The organism is Cupriavidus sp. MEYA8, assembly GCF_059278825.1.
This window is the reverse complement of the sequence record NZ_CM181221.1, coordinates 154699-169882: the sequence shown is the minus strand read 5'-3', so window position 1 is coordinate 169882 and position 15184 is coordinate 154699. Positions and strand designations below refer to the sequence as shown.

At 70.0% G+C, this 15184-nt stretch carries 14 protein-coding genes; 3 read left to right on the top strand and 11 right to left on the bottom strand.

Annotation, left to right across the window (positions count from 1 at the left end):
• Positions 1–6 precede the first annotated feature (6 nt).
• From AC5WJ1_RS00765 to AC5WJ1_RS00755, 3 genes are all read left to right on the top strand, one after another.
• A complete protein-coding gene (locus AC5WJ1_RS00765; protein WP_494476301.1) occupies positions 7–1266 on the top strand; it encodes a CobW family GTP-binding protein in 1260 nt (419 codons plus the stop codon).
• On the top strand, positions 1211–1675 hold the full coding sequence (locus AC5WJ1_RS00760) for a hypothetical protein (protein ID WP_494476300.1): 465 nt from the start codon (positions 1211–1213) through the stop codon (positions 1673–1675). Before AC5WJ1_RS00765 ends, AC5WJ1_RS00760 begins: the two co-directional genes overlap by 56 nt.
• A 164-nt stretch (positions 1676–1839) precedes the next feature.
• Positions 1840–4008, top strand: a complete 2169-nt coding sequence (locus AC5WJ1_RS00755; protein ID WP_133098127.1) for a TonB-dependent receptor — start codon at positions 1840–1842, stop codon at positions 4006–4008.
• A gap of 133 nt (positions 4009–4141) precedes the next feature.
• Here the strand turns inward: AC5WJ1_RS00755 and AC5WJ1_RS00750 are convergent, their stop codons facing one another.
• The 11 genes from AC5WJ1_RS00750 to bioA all read right to left on the bottom strand — a co-directional run bounded on the left by AC5WJ1_RS00750 (position 4142) and on the right by bioA (position 14900).
• Positions 4142–5065: an MBL fold metallo-hydrolase gene (locus AC5WJ1_RS00750; protein ID WP_133098202.1), complete on the bottom strand. Its 924-nt coding sequence runs from the start codon at positions 5063–5065 to the stop codon at positions 4142–4144.
• 11 nt (positions 5066–5076) lie between these two features.
• On the bottom strand, positions 5077–5340 hold the full coding sequence (locus tag AC5WJ1_RS00745; RefSeq protein ID WP_133098126.1) for a DUF1289 domain-containing protein: 264 nt from the start codon (positions 5338–5340) through the stop codon (positions 5077–5079).
• Positions 5333–5767, bottom strand: a complete 435-nt coding sequence (locus AC5WJ1_RS00740; RefSeq protein ID WP_133098125.1) for a thioesterase family protein — start codon at positions 5765–5767, stop codon at positions 5333–5335. Before AC5WJ1_RS00740 ends, AC5WJ1_RS00745 begins: the two co-directional genes overlap by 8 nt.
• The gene (locus AC5WJ1_RS00735) at positions 5764–6264 is read right to left on the bottom strand and encodes a YbaK/EbsC family protein (RefSeq protein WP_029047310.1); all 501 of its coding nucleotides are present in this window, start codon (positions 6262–6264) and stop codon (positions 5764–5766) included. The genes AC5WJ1_RS00740 and AC5WJ1_RS00735 overlap by 4 nt, the downstream gene beginning before the upstream one ends.
• Before the next feature lie 21 nt (positions 6265–6285).
• Positions 6286–7221, bottom strand: coding sequence for a hydroxymethylglutaryl-CoA lyase (locus tag AC5WJ1_RS00730; RefSeq protein ID WP_133098124.1), 936 nt, complete (start codon positions 7219–7221; stop codon positions 6286–6288).
• Between the two features lie 56 nt (positions 7222–7277).
• A complete protein-coding gene (locus AC5WJ1_RS00725; RefSeq protein WP_133098123.1) occupies positions 7278–8219 on the bottom strand; it encodes a 2-hydroxyacid dehydrogenase in 942 nt (313 codons plus the stop codon).
• A 149-nt stretch (positions 8220–8368) separates the two neighbouring features.
• Positions 8369–10399, bottom strand: a complete 2031-nt coding sequence (locus tag AC5WJ1_RS00720; RefSeq protein ID WP_135704198.1) for an acetyl/propionyl/methylcrotonyl-CoA carboxylase subunit alpha — start codon at positions 10397–10399, stop codon at positions 8369–8371.
• A 110-nt stretch (positions 10400–10509) separates the two neighbouring features.
• Complete coding sequence (bioB, locus tag AC5WJ1_RS00715; RefSeq protein WP_133098118.1) at positions 10510–11532, bottom strand: biotin synthase BioB; 1023 nt, start codon at positions 11530–11532, stop codon at positions 10510–10512.
• A gap of 23 nt (positions 11533–11555) precedes the next feature.
• Entirely contained in the window at positions 11556–12293 is a 738-nt protein-coding gene (gene bioD / locus AC5WJ1_RS00710) for a dethiobiotin synthase (protein ID WP_494476299.1), read from the bottom strand.
• Positions 12290–13504 (bottom strand): 8-amino-7-oxononanoate synthase, encoded by a 1215-nt coding sequence (bioF, locus tag AC5WJ1_RS00705; protein WP_494476298.1) that lies wholly within the window; start codon positions 13502–13504, stop codon positions 12290–12292. The genes bioD and bioF overlap by 4 nt, the downstream gene beginning before the upstream one ends.
• Entirely contained in the window at positions 13494–14900 is a 1407-nt protein-coding gene (gene bioA / locus AC5WJ1_RS00700) for an adenosylmethionine--8-amino-7-oxononanoate transaminase (protein WP_494476297.1), read from the bottom strand. The genes bioF and bioA overlap by 11 nt, the downstream gene beginning before the upstream one ends.
• Positions 14901–15184: the final 284 nt, after the last annotated feature.

The following is a 15184-nucleotide window of genomic DNA, read 5'->3' as shown; positions in this document are numbered from 1 at the left end:
CCTGCCATGGCTGATCGCCTGCCTGTCACCGTGCTGTCCGGCTTTACCGGCGCCGGCAAGACCACGCTGCTGAACCACCTGCTTGCGCAAGGCGCCGGCGGGCGCGTGGCCGTGCTGGTCTGCGGCGCGCAGGATGGCCAGACGCTGGCGCCGCTACCGCCCGGCTGCGAGGCCACCGTGCTGCCGGATGCCGGCACGCTGATGGCCGAAGCCGCGCGGCTGGCCGCGCAAGGGCGCTTTGATGCGCTGCTGGTCGAGGCCGATGGCCGGGACGACCCGCTCGCCATCGCCGAGGGCTTCCTGTTCGAGGCCGAGCACGGCGCCGGCCCCGATGCCGCGCTGCAGCCCGACACGCTGGTGACAGTGGTCGACGCGGCCACCTTCCTCGCCGACCTCAACGAAGCCGATTTCCTGGCCGACCGCGGCCTGGCGCAGGGCCCGGAAGACGACCGCACCGTCGCGGAAGTGCTGGCCGCGCAGGTCGAGTTCTGCGACGTCATCGTGCTGAACAAGGCCGACCTCGCCAGTGCCGGCGAGCTGGCGCGGCTGCGCGCGGTGCTGCATGCGCTGAACCCGCGCGCCGAGATCGTCGAGGCCAGCTTCGGCAGCGTGCCGCCGCAGCGGGTGTCCGGCACCGGCCGCTTTGACTTCGCCGCCGCCGCGGATGCTCCCGGCTGGCTGGCTGCCCTGCAGGGCACGGCGCCGGAGCCGGACAGCGGCGTGTCGACGCTGGTGTACCGGCGCCGCCGCCCGTTCCATCCACAGCGCTTTGCCGACCTGATCCATACCGAATGGCTGCGCGAACAAGGCAGCGTGCTGCGCTCCAAGGGCCTGTTCTGGCTGGCCAGCCGCATGGACACCGCCGGCGACTGGAACCAGGCCGGCGGCGTATGCCGCCACGGCGGCGCCGGCGCCTGGTGGTCTGCGCTGGACCCGGCCGCATGGCCGACCGATGACGCCGACCGTGCCGGGATCGAGGCCGACATGCAGGTCGACGGCGCGCCGGCACCGTTTGGCGACCGCCGCCAGGAGCTGGTGCTGATCGGCTTGGACCTGGACGCTGCCGCGCTGGCGGCGCGGCTCGATGCCTGCCTGCTGGACGATGCCGAGATGGCGGCAGGCACGCAGGCGTGGGCGGACTACGCAGATCCGTTCCCGGCGTGGGTCGACGAGCTGGACGAGGACCACGAACACGACCACGGCCACGATCATGACCATGGCGACGATTGCGGCTGCGGCGCGCCGCACCATCCCCATGCGCACTGACTGGTTCACCCGCCTGCGCGCGCACGGCCCGGGCTTGTGGCTCGCGCTGTGGCTGGCGCTATGCCTGCTGCTGGCGCAGCATGCCGGGCTGACCCACCGCATCGTGCACGGCGGGCTGCCGGGGACCAGCGCAGCCGCGTCGGTCACGTCGGTCACGCCGGCCGAGGCCGACGCGACCAACGCCGATACCGATTCCCATCCACTGACGCAGAAATTCAGCGGCCACTCCTGCGTGCTGTTCGACGGCGCCACGGTGGCCGACACGCTGTGCGGCAAGCTGCCGCTGCCGCGGCTCGCCTTCGGCAAGCCGGTCAAGCCTGCCAACCTCGCCTGGCGCTGGCCCGACCTGCCCGCCGCCCACCCCTTCCATTCGCGCGCGCCACCGGCGCCGGCCATCGCCCTCGCCTGATCCGGGACGCGGCCATCGCCGCGTGCCCGGCTTTCGAATTTTCCTGAGCTGAACGCCTGCCGCCCGCCTGGTGCGGCCGTCCCATACGGGGCGGCTCGCGCCACGCCACGCCATGCAGCCGTGCCCAGCCCGGGGCTGATTGCCACTGCTTCGTTACGCGCGCCATGTCCAAACAGAACTGCACGAAAAACAGCGCCCCTCGCCTGACCCCGCTCGCGGCCATTGCCGCCTCCCTGACCGCCTCGCTCGCTGCCCTGGCAGCGCCCGCGCACGCGCAGACCGCCACGCCTGCGGCCACCGCCGAAACCGCTCCTGCCACCGCCACTGCTACCGGCACGCTGCGCGAAGTCGTCGTCACCGCCAACCCGCTCGGCAGCGAACTGAACGACATGGTCGCGCCGGTCTCGACGCTGGGCGGCGACGCGCTGGCCGTGCGCCAGGCCAGCACACTGGGCGAGACGCTCGACAAGCTGCCCGGCGTGTCATCGACGTACTTCGGCCCCAATGCCAGCCGCCCGGTGATCCGTGGCCTGGACGGCGACCGCATCAAGGTGCTGCAGAACGGCGGCAGCACCGTCGACGCTTCGACCCTGTCCTATGACCACGCGGTGGCGCTGGATCCGCTGGTGGCCGAGCGCATCGAGGTGGTGCGCGGCCCGGCCGCACTGATGTACGGCGGCAATGCCATTGGCGGCGTGGTCAACGTGATCGACAACCGCATCCCCAAGGAGCCGATCGAAGGCGTAGGCGGCGCCGTGGATGCCAGCGGCACCATCGGCGGCGACCAGGCCCGCAATGCCAGCGCGCTGATCGAGGCCGGCAACGGCCAGTTCGCGGTCCATGCCGACGCGTTCGCGCGCAAGACCAGCGACCTGCGCATCCCCGGCTACGCCCGCAGCGACCGCCTGCGCGCCGCCGAGCCCCTGCCCGAGGGTGAAAGCGAGGCCTACGGCCGCCTGCCCAACACCAGCGCCGATCAGCAGGGGGGCTCGCTGGGCGGCTCCTACACCTGGGCCGATGGCTTTGTCGGCGCCAACTACAGCGCCTACCGCAATGACTACGGCACGCCCGCCGAGGACGACGTGCGGCTGAAGATGAAGCAGGACCGCTTCGCGCTGGAAGGCGAGGCGCGCAACCTTGCCGGCACCACCGGCGGCTGGATCGAATCGGTCAAGGGCAAGTTCGGGTACACCGACTATGAGCACAAGGAGATCGAGGGCGGCGAGACCGGCACGATCTTCAAGAACCGCGGCTGGGACGCGCGCTTCGAGGCCAGGCACGCGAAGATCGGCAACATGACGGGGGTGATCGGCACGCAGTTCGGGCATACCGACTTCTCGGCGCTGGGCGAAGAAGCGTTCGTGCCGAGCACCAATACCGACAACGCCGCGCTGTTCCTGTTCGAGGAACTGCCGCTGACCGCGTCGGGCGACCTCAAGCTCAACTTCGGCGGCCGGCTCGACCACAGCAGCATCAAGGCCAGCGCCAACGGCAACGACCGCTTTGCCGACGCCAACCGCAGCTTCAACGCCACCAGCGCCTCGGCCGGCCTGCTGTACAAGGTCAACCCGGCGTGGTCGCTGACCAGCAACCTGTCCTACACGGAACGCGCGCCGACCTTCTACGAGCTGTACGCCAACGGCCCGCACGTGGCCACCGGCTCGTGGGAGCTGGGCGACCCCAACGCCAACAAGGAGCGCGCCACCTCGATCGACCTGGGCGTGCGCTTCAAGTCGGGGGCGCACAGCGCGGGCGTGTCGGGCTACTACAGCCGCTTTGCCAATTACCTGGCGCTGTCGGCCACGGGCCGCGCGCGCGACGAGGCCGGCGACGTGGTCGCCCCGGGCAGCCCGGATTCGCTGCCGGAGTTCCAGTACCTGGGGGTGCCGGCCACGCTGTACGGCTTCGAGGCCGAGGGCAAGACACGGCTGCTGCAGAAGATGCTGACCACCAGCGACACGCTGGATTTCGAGGCGCGCGCCGACTACGTGCGTGGCGAGAACCGCGACACCGGCGAGCCGCTGCCGCGGCTGGCACCGCTGCGCCTGGGCGGTGCGCTGGTGTATGGCGCGGGGCCGTGGGGCGCGCGCGTGGATGTCACGTACGCGGCCAAGCAGACGCGCGTGCCGAGCAACGACACACCGACCGATGCATATACGCTGCTAAGCCTGGCGTTGACCTACAAGTTCAAGGTGGCCGGGACGCAGACGCTGGTGTACCTGCGCGGGGATAACCTTACCAACCAGGATGCGCGCAATGCGACGTCGATCCTGCGGGATATCGCGCCGCTGGCTGGCAGGAGTGTGAAGGTGGGGTTCAGGACGTCGTTTTGAGGCCGCGTGGCGGCTTAGCGGCTGGCGCGACTTCGTTGAGACGCCGGTCCTATCCCCCGGCCCCTCTCCCGCAAGCGGGAGAGGGGCCGGGGAGAGGGCTGGCGCTTCCCATCGCGCAAGCCCTGCAACCACCTCAATCCCGATTCACCACCCACTCCCCCTCCACCGCCAACGCGCCCGCTCCCACCAGCGCCCGCACCGTCTGCGCGGAAATCCCGGCCATCTCCTGCCCCGGCATGAACCGGTCGCGAATCCGCACCATCAACGGCGCCTCCGCCATCCACCGCGCCAGCTCCGCCTGCGCCATCCGCTGCTGCTCCAGCAGCTTGAACTTCACCAGCACCTTGACCGCGTGGCTGGCATTGCGCGCGGGATCGGCGCTGAGGTGACGCAGCCGCGCGGTCGCGCGCTCGACCGCGGCATCGACGTCGGTAAACATGGGCCCGTGACCGGGAATCACCAGCCGCGCATCGAGCTCCGCGATGCGCGCCAGCACGGCCGCCTGCTCGGTGAAGCCGCTCTCGCCATCCAGCTCGGGAAAGATCACGCCGAAGCCGTTCTCCCACAACGCATCGCCGGAAATCAGGATGCGCGGCCCCGGTGCGAACAGCATCACCGCATGCGGGTCATGGCCTGGCGCGGCCACCACCTGCCAGTCGATGCCGCCCAGCGTCACCGCATCGCCATCGTGCAGCACGCTGTCGAAGCCGAAGCGGTCGCACTGCTGTCCGGTGGCACGGTAGGTGAGCGCCTCGGTATCCCACGCGGCCACGGCCGCGGCTTCGGCTGCGGGAATCGCGGTACGCGGCTGCCAGCGTGCCTGCAGCGCGGCATTGCCGCCGCAATGGTCCGAATGCAGGTGGGTGTTGAGGATGCGCACCAGCGGCCGTCCCTGCAGCGCGGAAGCGACCAGCGCCACGGTCTGGGGCGCATGCGTGACGTAGCCGGTGTCCACCAGCGCGGTCTCGTCGCCATCGACGAACAGGATGTTGTTGGCCGACAGCCAGCCGCGCTCGAACACGCGCATGGTGTCGGGCAATGCGGGCAACGCGGGCATCGATGCTTCGCTCAAGGGGGTGTCTCCTCGCCCGCCAGCCAGGCGGCGCGCCGGGGCAGTTGCGCCCAGATGCGGCGCTTGTCTTCGTCGCTGGCCGATGACCAGCCGGCGATCTCTTCGATGGTGCGCAGGCAGCCCTCGCAGTAGCCGCTGGCGGCGTCCATGCGGCAGACGTTGCGGCACGGCGAGGGCACCGGCGATTCCAGCCGGGCGGCCTGCGCGGCAAGCTCCGCGGCCAATGCCGCAAGCGTGGCTGCCGCGCGCGCTTCAGGCATGTTTGTGCTGCCGCGCCGCCTTGGCCGCCACCTTCTCGTTGAAGCGGCCCGCGTCGATCATGTGGCGCTCGTGCACGCCCTCGGAAATCTTGTCCTCGCCATCCCAGGCGCTCAGTTCGAAGCGCAGGCGGCGGCCGTCCACCTCGACCAGCTGGCCCTTGACCGTCACCGTCATGCCCGGCGGCGTCGGCGCCAGGTGCGAGAAGCTGACCAGCGTGCCGAGCGACTGCTCGCGCGGCCAGTCCAGGTGCTTGCGCAGCATCTGCAGGCAGGCGCATTCCATGATGCCGACCAGGTAGCCGGTGGCCAGCACGTCGGGCATCTCCGGGCAGCAGGGAATATCGTCGTACAGGCGCGGCACGGTGGCCTTGGGCGGCACCGTGTATTGCCAGCTGAAGGTCAGCCCCGGACGTAGCTCGGGGCTCATGCCGGCGCTCCGGCGGCCACGTCGGCAACCTCCGCGCCGGTCATCTGCTGCAGCTGCTGCGGCGTCAGGTTGAACACCGCATGCGGATGGCCGGCGGCGGCCCACAGGCTGTCGTAGCGGAACAGGTCCTGGTCGAGCAGCATCACCGGCGCGACCGCATGGCCGATCGGGCAGACGCCGCCGATGGCATAGCCGGTCTTCTCGCGCACGAAGCGCGCATCGGCCTTGCCCAGCGCACCAACGCGGGCGGCCACCTTGGCCTCGTCGACGCGGTTGCTGCCGCTGGCGATCACGAGCACCGGCGCATCGTCCTCGACGCGGCGGAAGATGATCGACTTGGCGATCTCCGCCACGCTGCAGCCCAGCCCCGCCGCGGCTTCGGCGGAGGTCTTGCCGGTGGCGGGCAGCATCACCACCGGGCGGTCGTGGCCGAGTCCGGCCAGCAGGTCCGCCACGCGCTGCGCGGATTCGGGCAGCGCTTCGTTACTTGCCGTCATGGGTTCTCCTTGTTTCTGGACTCAGGCGCAGGCCGGCGCCGCATCGCTGGCGGCGGCCCACTTGGTCAGCAGCGCCCGGCCCACGCGCGAGCTGTTGGCGCGGCCGATCGCCTGCGAGATGTAGTCGCCGGTGCGCACCACCGCTTCCAGGTCGATGCCGGTATGGATGCCCATGCCGTGCAGCATGTACAGCACGTCTTCGGTGGCCACGTTGCCGGTCGCGCCCTTGGCATACGGGCAGCCGCCCAGCCCGGCGACCGAGGCGTGGAAGATCGCGATGCCCACTTCCAGGCTGGCCAGGATATTGGACAGCGCCTGGCCGTAGGTATCGTGGAAATGCCCCGAGAGCCGGTCCAGCGCGAACTCCGCGGCGGCGGCGCGCATCACTTCCTGCACGCGCACCGGCGTGCCCACGCCGATGGTGTCGGCGATATCGATCTCGTCGCAGCCCAGCTCGCGCATGCGGCGCACCACGTCGACCACGGCGCTGACCGGGACCTCGCCCTGGTACGGGCAGCCCAGCGCGCACGAGATGCTGCCGCGCAGGCGCACGCCCTTCTCTTTTGCCGCGGCGGCGACCGGTTCGAAGCGCCGGATCGACTCGGCGATCGAGCAGTTGATGTTCTTCTGCGAGAACGCCTCGCTGGCGGCGCCGAAGATCACCACCTCGTCGGCGCCGGCGGCAATGGCGCCCTCGAAGCCCTTCATGTTCGGCGTCAGCACCGAGTACAGCGTGCCGGGCCGGCGCTGGATGCGGGCCATCACATCCGCGCCATCGGCCATCTGCGGCACCCACTTGGGCGAGACGAACGAGGCGGCCTCGATATTGACGAAGCCGGCGTCGGTCAGCTGGTTGACCAGCGCGACCTTGACGTCGGTCGGCACCATGGCCTTTTCATTCTGCAGGCCGTCGCGCGGGCCGACTTCGACGATCTTCACGTAGTTCGGGATGGTCATGGCCGTCTCCTGTCTGTTCTTCGCTGTCTGTTCTTCGTTGTGGGGTGCCGCGGCGCTCAGTACCCGCGCTGCAGGTCGACCACGCCGGCAATCGGCTGGCCCGCGCGCAGCGCGCGGATCTTGCCGGCGATCTGGGCGATGCTGTCCTCGCGCAGGGTCAGCGCCGAAATATGCGGCGTCACCGTGATGCGCGGCTCCTGCCAGAACGGATGATCCGCCGGCAGCGGCTCGGTGCGGAACACGTCGAGCGTGGCGCCCGCAACCTGGCCCGACTGCACTGCGGCCAGCAGGTCTTCCTCGACCAGGTGCTGGCCACGCGCCACGTTGATCACATAGGCGCCCTGCGCCAGCCGCGCGAACAGGCCGGTGTTCAGGATGCTCTCGGTTTGCGGGGTCAGCGGCAGCACATTGACCAGCACGCGCAGGCCGTCCAGGAACGGCGCCTGGCCCGCATCGCCATAGAAGCCGCTGACGCCTTCGATCGCGCGCGCGGTGCGGCTCCAGCCGCGCACCGGGAAGCCGAAGCTGGCCAGCGTGCGGGCGATATGGGTGCCGAGCGTGCCCACGCCCATCACGCCGATGGTGAAGTCGGCGCGGCGATGCGGCTTGAGGAATTTCCAGTTGCCGGCGCGTTCCTGCGCCTCGTAGGCGTCGAGCTTGCGGAAATAGCGCAGCACGGCGGCGGTGACGTACTCGGCCATCTGCGCGGCCATGCCGGCATCGTCCAGCCGCACGATCGGCACGCCTGCGGGCAGCGCATCGGGTGCCTCGTCGCGCAGCCGCAGGATGCCGTCGACGCCGGCGCCGAGGTTGAAGACCGCCTTCAGGTCGGTGCGGCCGCGCAGCATTTCCACCGGCGGGCGCCAGACCACGGCGTAGTCGGCTGGCTCGCCCCGGCTGCCCTCCCAGGTCACGCATTCGGCTTCGGGCAGGGCTTCGGCAAAGCCTTCGACCCACGGCTCATAGCGGCCGTCGGGGACGTACAACTGCAACTTCATCTTGTCTCCAGGGGATATTGCGGGGCGCGCATCGACTGTCATTCCCGCGCAGGCGGGAACGACGGGTGAGCAGATACCCAGAAGGCTATTTTGGCAGAGGAATGCGATCCGGGTCAGGCTTCGGGCCGGACCCGGACCGTACGCGCCCCTTACTTGCCCTCGAACGCCAGCAGCTGCGCCCCTTCGGCCACCTGCTCGCCGACACGATAGAGCACTTCGCTGACCACGCCGTCGGCCGGCGCGCTGATGGTGTGCTCCATCTTCATTGCTTCCATCACCAGCAGCGGCGTGCCGCGCGTGACCGTGCTGCCGGGCTCGACCATCACCGCGATGACCTTGCCCGGCATCGGCGCGGTCAGCTTGCCGCCCTCGCCTTCGGCCTCGCCGGCGTGGGCCAGCGGGTCGAGCCACGCCAGCGCGACATGCCGCCCGCCATAGAACACATGGAAGGTCTCGCGGTCGCAGTGCACCTGCCCATGCGCACGGCGGGTGCCGAGGTTGACGCGCAGGTCGTCGGCCTGGCAGGTGCTGGCGAAGGGCGCGGCCTGGTCGGCATAGATCAGCGTGCTGCCGCGCGCATTGGTGTTCAGCGTCACGTCGAGCACATGGTCGCCGTAGCCGAAGCGCAGCTGGCGCGAAACGCCGCCATTGAGCCGCCATGCCCCGCCGTGGGTCCACGGCGAGTGCGGATCGGCGGCGTCGATGCGCAGTTCGCGCGCCTCGCGGTCCAGCAGCGCGGCGACCGCCAGCGCGATGATCTCCATGCCGACCGGGGCCGGCGGCGGGAACAGGGTCTTCTCGTTGCGATCGATCAGCCCCGTGTCCAGATCAGCAGTGCGGAACGCTTCGGACTTGACCAGCCGCTGCAGGAACGCCACGTTGGTCGACAGTCCGACCACGTGATACGCCGCCAGCGCCTGCCGCATCCGCGCCAGCGCCTCGTCCCGGTCCTTGCCCCAGACGATCAGCTTGGCGATCATCGGGTCGTAGTACGGGCTGATGGTGTCGCCCTCGCGCACGCCGGCATCGATGCGGATGCCCGCCGGGCCATGGGCGTCCTCGCCGCGCATGAACTGCACCGCCGGCGGCGTGCGCAGGAAGCGCAGCGTGCCGGTGGAGGGCAGGAACTGCTTGTCGGGGTTCTCGGCGTAGATGCGCGCCTCCAGCGCGTGGCCGTCGATGCGCAGTTGCTGCTGCGTCAGCGGCAGCGGCTCGCCGGCGGCGACGCGCAGTTGCCATTCGACCAGGTCCTGTCCGGTGATCATCTCGGTGACCGGATGCTCGACCTGCAGGCGCGTGTTCATCTCCATGAAGTAGAAGGAGCCGTCCTCGCCGTTGGAATAATCGGCGATGAATTCCACGGTGCCGGCGCCGACATAGCCCACCGCCTTGGCCGCGGCGACTGCCGCTTCGCCCATGGCGCGGCGGCGTTCTTCGGTCATGCCCGGCGCGGGCGCCTCTTCCAGCACCTTCTGGTGCCGGCGCTGCACCGAGCAGTCGCGCTCGAACAGGTAGACGCAGTTGCCGTGGGTGTCGGCAAATACCTGGATCTCGATATGGCGCGGGCGCGTCAGGTACTTCTCGACCAGCACCTTGTCGTCGCCGAAGCTGGCGCTGGCCTCGCGCTTGACCGACGCCAGCGCGGCCTCGAAGCCATCGCCCGACTCGACCACGCGCATGCCCTTGCCGCCGCCGCCCGCGCTGGCCTTGAGCAGCACCGGGTAGCCGATGCGATCGGCCTCGCGGCGCAGCAGCGCCGGGTCCTGGTCTTCGCCGTGGTAGCCGGGCACCAGCGGCACCGACGCCTTTTCCATCAGCTGCTTGGCCGCGCTCTTGCTGCCCATCGCGTGGATCGCGGAGGCCGGCGGGCCGATAAAGACCAGCCCCGCCGCGGCGCAGGCCTCGGCGAAGGCTTCGTTCTCGGACAGGAAGCCGTAGCCCGGGTGGATCGCCTGGGCGCCGGTCTCCTTCGCCATCTCGATGATGTGGTCGGCGCGCAGGTAGCTGTCGCGCGCGGCGGCGCCGCCGATATGGACGGCCTCGTCGCAGAAGGCGACGTGGCGGGCATCGGCGTCGGCATCCGAGTACACCGCGACGGTGCGGATGCCGAGCCGGCGGCAGGTGGCGGCCACGCGGCAGGCGATCTCGCCGCGGTTGGCAATCAGGATCTTGCTGAACATGGCTCCCTCCTTGTTATGCCGTTATCGGCATCTTACGGCGGGGAGGTGTCCAATGGGTTAATTCCGCGTCGCTATCTCACGTAACCTTGCCGCGAGACCATCCCGCTCAACTACCCCGCGTAACCCTCCGCGCGGATGTCGAGCCGGGCCAGCAGGGCGCGGTCGCGATCTGCCTGCGGGTTGCCGGTGGTCAGCAGCTTTTCGCCGTAGAAGATGGAATTGGCGCCGGCCATGAAGCACAGCGCCTGCAGCGCCTCGTCCATGGCTTCCCGGCCGGCCGACAGGCGCACCATCGCTCCGGGCATGGTGATGCGGGCCACCGCGATGGTGCGGACGAATTCGAACGGGTCCAGCGCCTCGGTGCCGGCCAGCGGCGTGCCTTCGACCTGGACCAGGTTGTTGATGGGCACCGACTCCGGGTACGGGTCCATGTTGGCCAGCTGCGCGATCAGGCCGGCGCGCGCCTCGCGCGATTCGCCCATGCCGACGATGCCGCCGCAGCAGACGTTGATGCCGGCGTCGCGCACATGGCCGATGGTGTCGAGCCGGTCCTGGTAGGTGCGCGTGGTGATGATCTTGCCGTAGAACTCGGGCGAGGTATCCAGGTTGTGGTTGTAGTAGTCCAGCCCGGCTTCCTTTAGCTGCTGCGCCTGCTCGGCCTTGAGCATGCCCAGCGTGACGCAGGTCTCCAGGCCCATCGCCTTGACCTCGCGCACCATGTCCATCACCGGCTCGAGGTGGCGGTCCTTGGGGCTGCGCCAGGCGGCGCCCATGCAGAAACGCGTGGCGCCGTTGGCCTTGGCGGCGCGCGCGGCGTCGAGCACCTCGTCCAGCGCCATCAGTTTCTCGGCCTTGACGCCGGCGTCATGGTGCGCGCTTTGCGGGCAGTAGCCGCAATCCTCTTCGCAGCCGCCGGTCTTGATCGACAGCAGCGTCGAGAGCTGCACGGTGTTGGCGTCGAAATTCTCGCGATGCACCTGCTGGGCGCGGAACAGCAAGTCGTTGAACGGCAGCGCGAACAGCGCGGCAACGTCGTCGACGCGCCATTTGGCGTCGTCGGGCAATGCATGCTGGCGGGCAGTCTGGCGCAGCGATTCGGCGGAGATGGTGGTAACGGTGTGGGCTTGGGTCATGTTGTTTTCAGTCGGATTGTGGTTCAGGCGGCGAGGCCGGCGGCCTCGGCCCGGGATCTGGCGGTGGCGGCGAACAGCGGCGCGAGGTCGAGGCGCCCTGCTGAGGCGGCGGGGTCGAGTTGCCACGGCAACTCGACCAGGCACGGCGCGTCCAGCGATGCATGCAGCGTGGCGATGTTCTCGTCGGCGAGCAGCAGGTCGGGGTCGACGCGGTTGGCGATCCAGCCGGCCAGCACCAGGCCGCGCGCGCGGATCGCTTCGGCGGTCAGCACGGCGTGGTTGAGGCAGCCGAGGCGGATGCCGACCACCATCACCACCGGCAGGCCCAGCATCACGGCCAGGTCGGCGGTGCTCCAGCGCACCGCGCCGGCATCCAGCGGGACGTGGAAGCCGCCCACGCCCTCCACCACCACAGCGTCGGCCTGCCGGCGCAGCGCGTCGAAGGCAGCGCGGATCGGTGCGCGGGTGATGCGCACCCCTTCCCGCGCCGCGGCCAGATGCGGCGAGCACGGTGTGCGCAGCAGGAACGGACAGGTATGGCCGAGCGGCACCGTCACCGAACTGGCGGCGCGCAGCTGCGCCACGTCGTCGTTGTGCCAGTGGCCATCGCGCCATTCGCTGCCGCTGGCGACGGGCTTCATGCCCGCGCTGCGGTAGCCGGCGCCCTTCAACGCATGCAGCAGCGTGGCGCTGGCGTGGGTCTTGCCGACGCCGGTATCAGTACCGGTGACGAAGCAGGCGAAATTGCGCGGCGCGGTCATGCAGCCTCCTTGCGCGGCATCGCCTCGGACAGCGCGTCGAGCAGCCGTTGCACATCGGCCTCGTCGTGCGCGGCGCACAGCGTGATGCGCAGCCGCGCGGTGCCTTCCGGCACGGTCGGCGGCCGGATCGCGCCGACGCGGATGCCGCCGGCTTCCAGCGCGGCCGACAGCGCCAGCGACGCGGCGTTATCGCCGATGATCAGCGGCTGGATCGCGGTCTGGCTCTCGCCCAGCGACCAACCCGCGCTGGCCGCCAGCCGCGCCAGGCCTTCGCGCAGCAGCGCGATGCAGCGCGCCAGTTGCGCGCGGCGTTGCCGGCCTTCCTCGCCTTCGATGATCGCCAGGCTGGCCAGCAGCGCATGCGCTACCGCCGGCGGCGCGGCCGTGGTGTAGATGTATGGCCGCGCGGTGTTGACCAGGTGCTCGATCACGGTCTCGTGCGCGGCGACGAACGCGCCCGCCACGCCGGCGGCCTTGCCGAGCGTGCCGATGTAGATAAAGCGCTCGGACGACAGCCCCAGCGCTTCCAGCACGCCGTGGCCCTGCTCGCCCAGCACGCCGAAGCCATGCGCGTCATCGACGATGATCCACGCGTCGTAGCGCTCCGCCAGTGCCAGCAGCTCACGCAGCGGCGCGACGTTGCCGTCCATGCTGAACACGCTGTCGGTGACGATCAGCTTGCGCTCGCTGGTGCTCGCCGCCAGCAGCGCTTCCAGCGCGACGGTGTCGCAATGCGGGTAGCGCTGCACGTCGGCGCGCGCCAGCCGGGCGCCGTCGATCAGCGAGGCATGGTTGAGCGATTCGCAGAACAGCGTCGCGCCCGCCGTGCCCAGCGCGGTCAGCACCGCCATGTTGGCCATGTAGCCGGTGCAGAAATACAGCGTCTGCGCATGCGGGATTTGCGGCGCGAACCAGCGTGCCAGTTCCTCCTCCAGCTGCGCATGCGCCAGCGAATGGCCGCTGACCAGGTGCGAAGCGCCGCTGCCGGCGCCGTAGCGGTGCGCGCCTTCCGCCAGCGCGGCGATCACCTTCGGGTGGTTCGCCAGTCCGAGGTAATCGTTGCTGCAGAAAGTCAGCAGCGGCTGTGGCTGCGCATCGGCGGCACCCACAGCCTGGTGCGGCGCGCACGCGGTATGGGCGATGCGGCGGCGGCGCGTCAGCGCCAGTTGCTGGCGCTGTGCGGCGGCCTGTTTCAGTTGTTCAAGCAGCATGGCGGACCTCCGCGCCGGTGGTGACATCGTCGAGCGTGGCCAGCAATTGCTGGCCCAACCAGCTTGCCTGCGCGGCATCGAAGACATAGGGCGGCAGCACGTACAGCGTGTTGCCGATGGGGCGCACCAACAGCTCGCGCGCGCGCGCGGCATGGTGGAAGCGCGATGAGAAATCGGCGCCGGCCACGTCGTCGCGCACATCGGCGGCCCAGACCAGGCCGCGCTGGCGCACGTGCTGCAGGCGCGCGTCGGCGGCCAGCGGCGCCATCGCGTCGGCCAGCCAGCGGGCGCGCTCGCGGTTCTGCCCGATCACGTTGTCCTGCTCGAACAGGTCGAGCGTGGCCAGCGCGGCACGGCAGGCGAGCGGGTTGCCGGTGTATGAGTGCGAATGCAGGAAGCTGCGCGCCAGCTCGTCGGCAACAAAGGCGCGCTGGATTTCCGGGCGAGACAGCACCAGCGACAGCGGCAGGTAGCCGCCGCTGATGCCCTTGGACAGGCACATGAAATCGGGCCACGCATGCGCGGGCAGCGGCGTCTCGGCCGCGGCTTCGCCGCGCGACTGCTCCCATGCGAAGAAGGTCCCGGTGCGGCCGCAGCCGACCGCGATCTCGTCGGCGATCAGGTGGATCCGGTAGCGATCGCACAGCGCGCGCGCGCCGTCGAGGTAGGACGGGTCATGCATCGCCATGCCGGCGGCGCCCTGCACCAGCGGCTCGACGATCAGCGCGGCGATCTGGCCGGCGCGCTCGCGCAGCAGCGTTTCCAGCTCCGCCAGCGCGCGCGCGGCCACGTCGGCGGCCGATTCGCCGCGCAAGGCCTGGCGCGCGTCGGGCGACATCACCACGTGGGCGCGGCGGATCAGCGAGTCGTAGGCGTCGCGGAAGATCTCCACGTCGGTCACCGCGAGCGCGCCCACGGTCTCGCCGTGGTAGCCGTTGCGCAGGCAGACGAACTCCCGCTTGGCCGGCAGTCCGGTGTTGCGCCAGTAGTGGAAGCTCATCTTCAGCGCGATCTCGACCGCCGAGGCGCCATCCGAGGCGTAGAACACATTGCCGAGCGCGCCGCCGCTCAGCGCGGACAGGCGCTCGGCCAGCTCCACCGCGGGTGCATGCGTGCAGCCGGCGAGCATCACATGCTCGAGCGTCTCCAGCTGGCTCGCCAGCGCGGCGTTGATGCGCGGGTTGGCGTGGCCGAACAGGTTGACCCACCACGAGCTGGTGGCGTCGAAATAGCGGCGGCCGTCGGCATCGAACAGCCACGGCCCTTCGCCGCGCACGATCGCCAGCGGCAGGGCGTCGTCATCGGGGCGCAGGCGGGTGCAGGGGTGCCAGACCGCGTTGCGGCTGCGCTGGCCCAGCGACTGCGCGCCGCCTGGGGAAAGGGACAGGTGATCCAAGGTAGCCCTCCTTTGTTGACCGCCCGGGTGTCTGGCGCTGCCGGCTGGACCGGGTACGCGACGTTGGCGGACGGGTTGGGAGGGTCATGTTAGGGATGTCTCCTTGGGGTTGGCAATGTTGCCGAATTTCTTGATTTGGGGGTGATTTGGCAGGAATTGGGGGATGTTATCGGGATGAAGCACCAGTCTTGCGCTTAGCGTGCCGCGATCTCCACGCAAAATTCGGCGAGCTTTTTTTCGGAGCTGCAAGCTTCCGGTGTGCTGCAACGTGGCGTCCCTCTCCC

Bases quoted from the DNA above. Each gene is read 5' to 3' on its own strand.
- AC5WJ1_RS00745 (WP_133098126.1), bottom strand. From the start codon at position 5,340: ATGCCTGAAGCGCGCGCGGCAGCCACGCTTGCGGCATTGGCCGCGGAG.
- AC5WJ1_RS00735 (WP_029047310.1), bottom strand. From the start codon at position 6,264: ATGACGGCAAGTAACGAAGCGCTGCCCGAATCCGCGCAGCGCGTGGCG.
- AC5WJ1_RS00725 (WP_133098123.1), bottom strand. From the start codon at position 8,219: ATGAAGTTGCAGTTGTACGTCCCCGACGGCCGCTATGAGCCGTGGGTC.
- AC5WJ1_RS00730 (WP_133098124.1), bottom strand. From the start codon at position 7,221: ATGACCATCCCGAACTACGTGAAGATCGTCGAAGTCGGCCCGCGCGAC.
- AC5WJ1_RS00740 (WP_133098125.1), bottom strand. From the start codon at position 5,767: ATGAGCCCCGAGCTACGTCCGGGGCTGACCTTCAGCTGGCAATACACG.
- AC5WJ1_RS00755 (WP_133098127.1), top strand. From the start codon at position 1,840: ATGTCCAAACAGAACTGCACGAAAAACAGCGCCCCTCGCCTGACCCCG.
- AC5WJ1_RS00720 (WP_135704198.1), bottom strand. From the start codon at position 10,399: ATGTTCAGCAAGATCCTGATTGCCAACCGCGGCGAGATCGCCTGCCGC.
- AC5WJ1_RS00765 (WP_494476301.1), top strand. From the start codon at position 7: ATGGCTGATCGCCTGCCTGTCACCGTGCTGTCCGGCTTTACCGGCGCC.
- bioF (WP_494476298.1), bottom strand. From the start codon at position 13,504: ATGCTGCTTGAACAACTGAAACAGGCCGCCGCACAGCGCCAGCAACTG.
- AC5WJ1_RS00750 (WP_133098202.1), bottom strand. From the start codon at position 5,065: ATGCCCGCGTTGCCCGCATTGCCCGACACCATGCGCGTGTTCGAGCGC.
- bioB (WP_133098118.1), bottom strand. From the start codon at position 11,532: ATGACCCAAGCCCACACCGTTACCACCATCTCCGCCGAATCGCTGCGC.
- bioD (WP_494476299.1), bottom strand. From the start codon at position 12,293: ATGACCGCGCCGCGCAATTTCGCCTGCTTCGTCACCGGTACTGATACC.
- AC5WJ1_RS00760 (WP_494476300.1), top strand. From the start codon at position 1,211: ATGACCATGGCGACGATTGCGGCTGCGGCGCGCCGCACCATCCCCATG.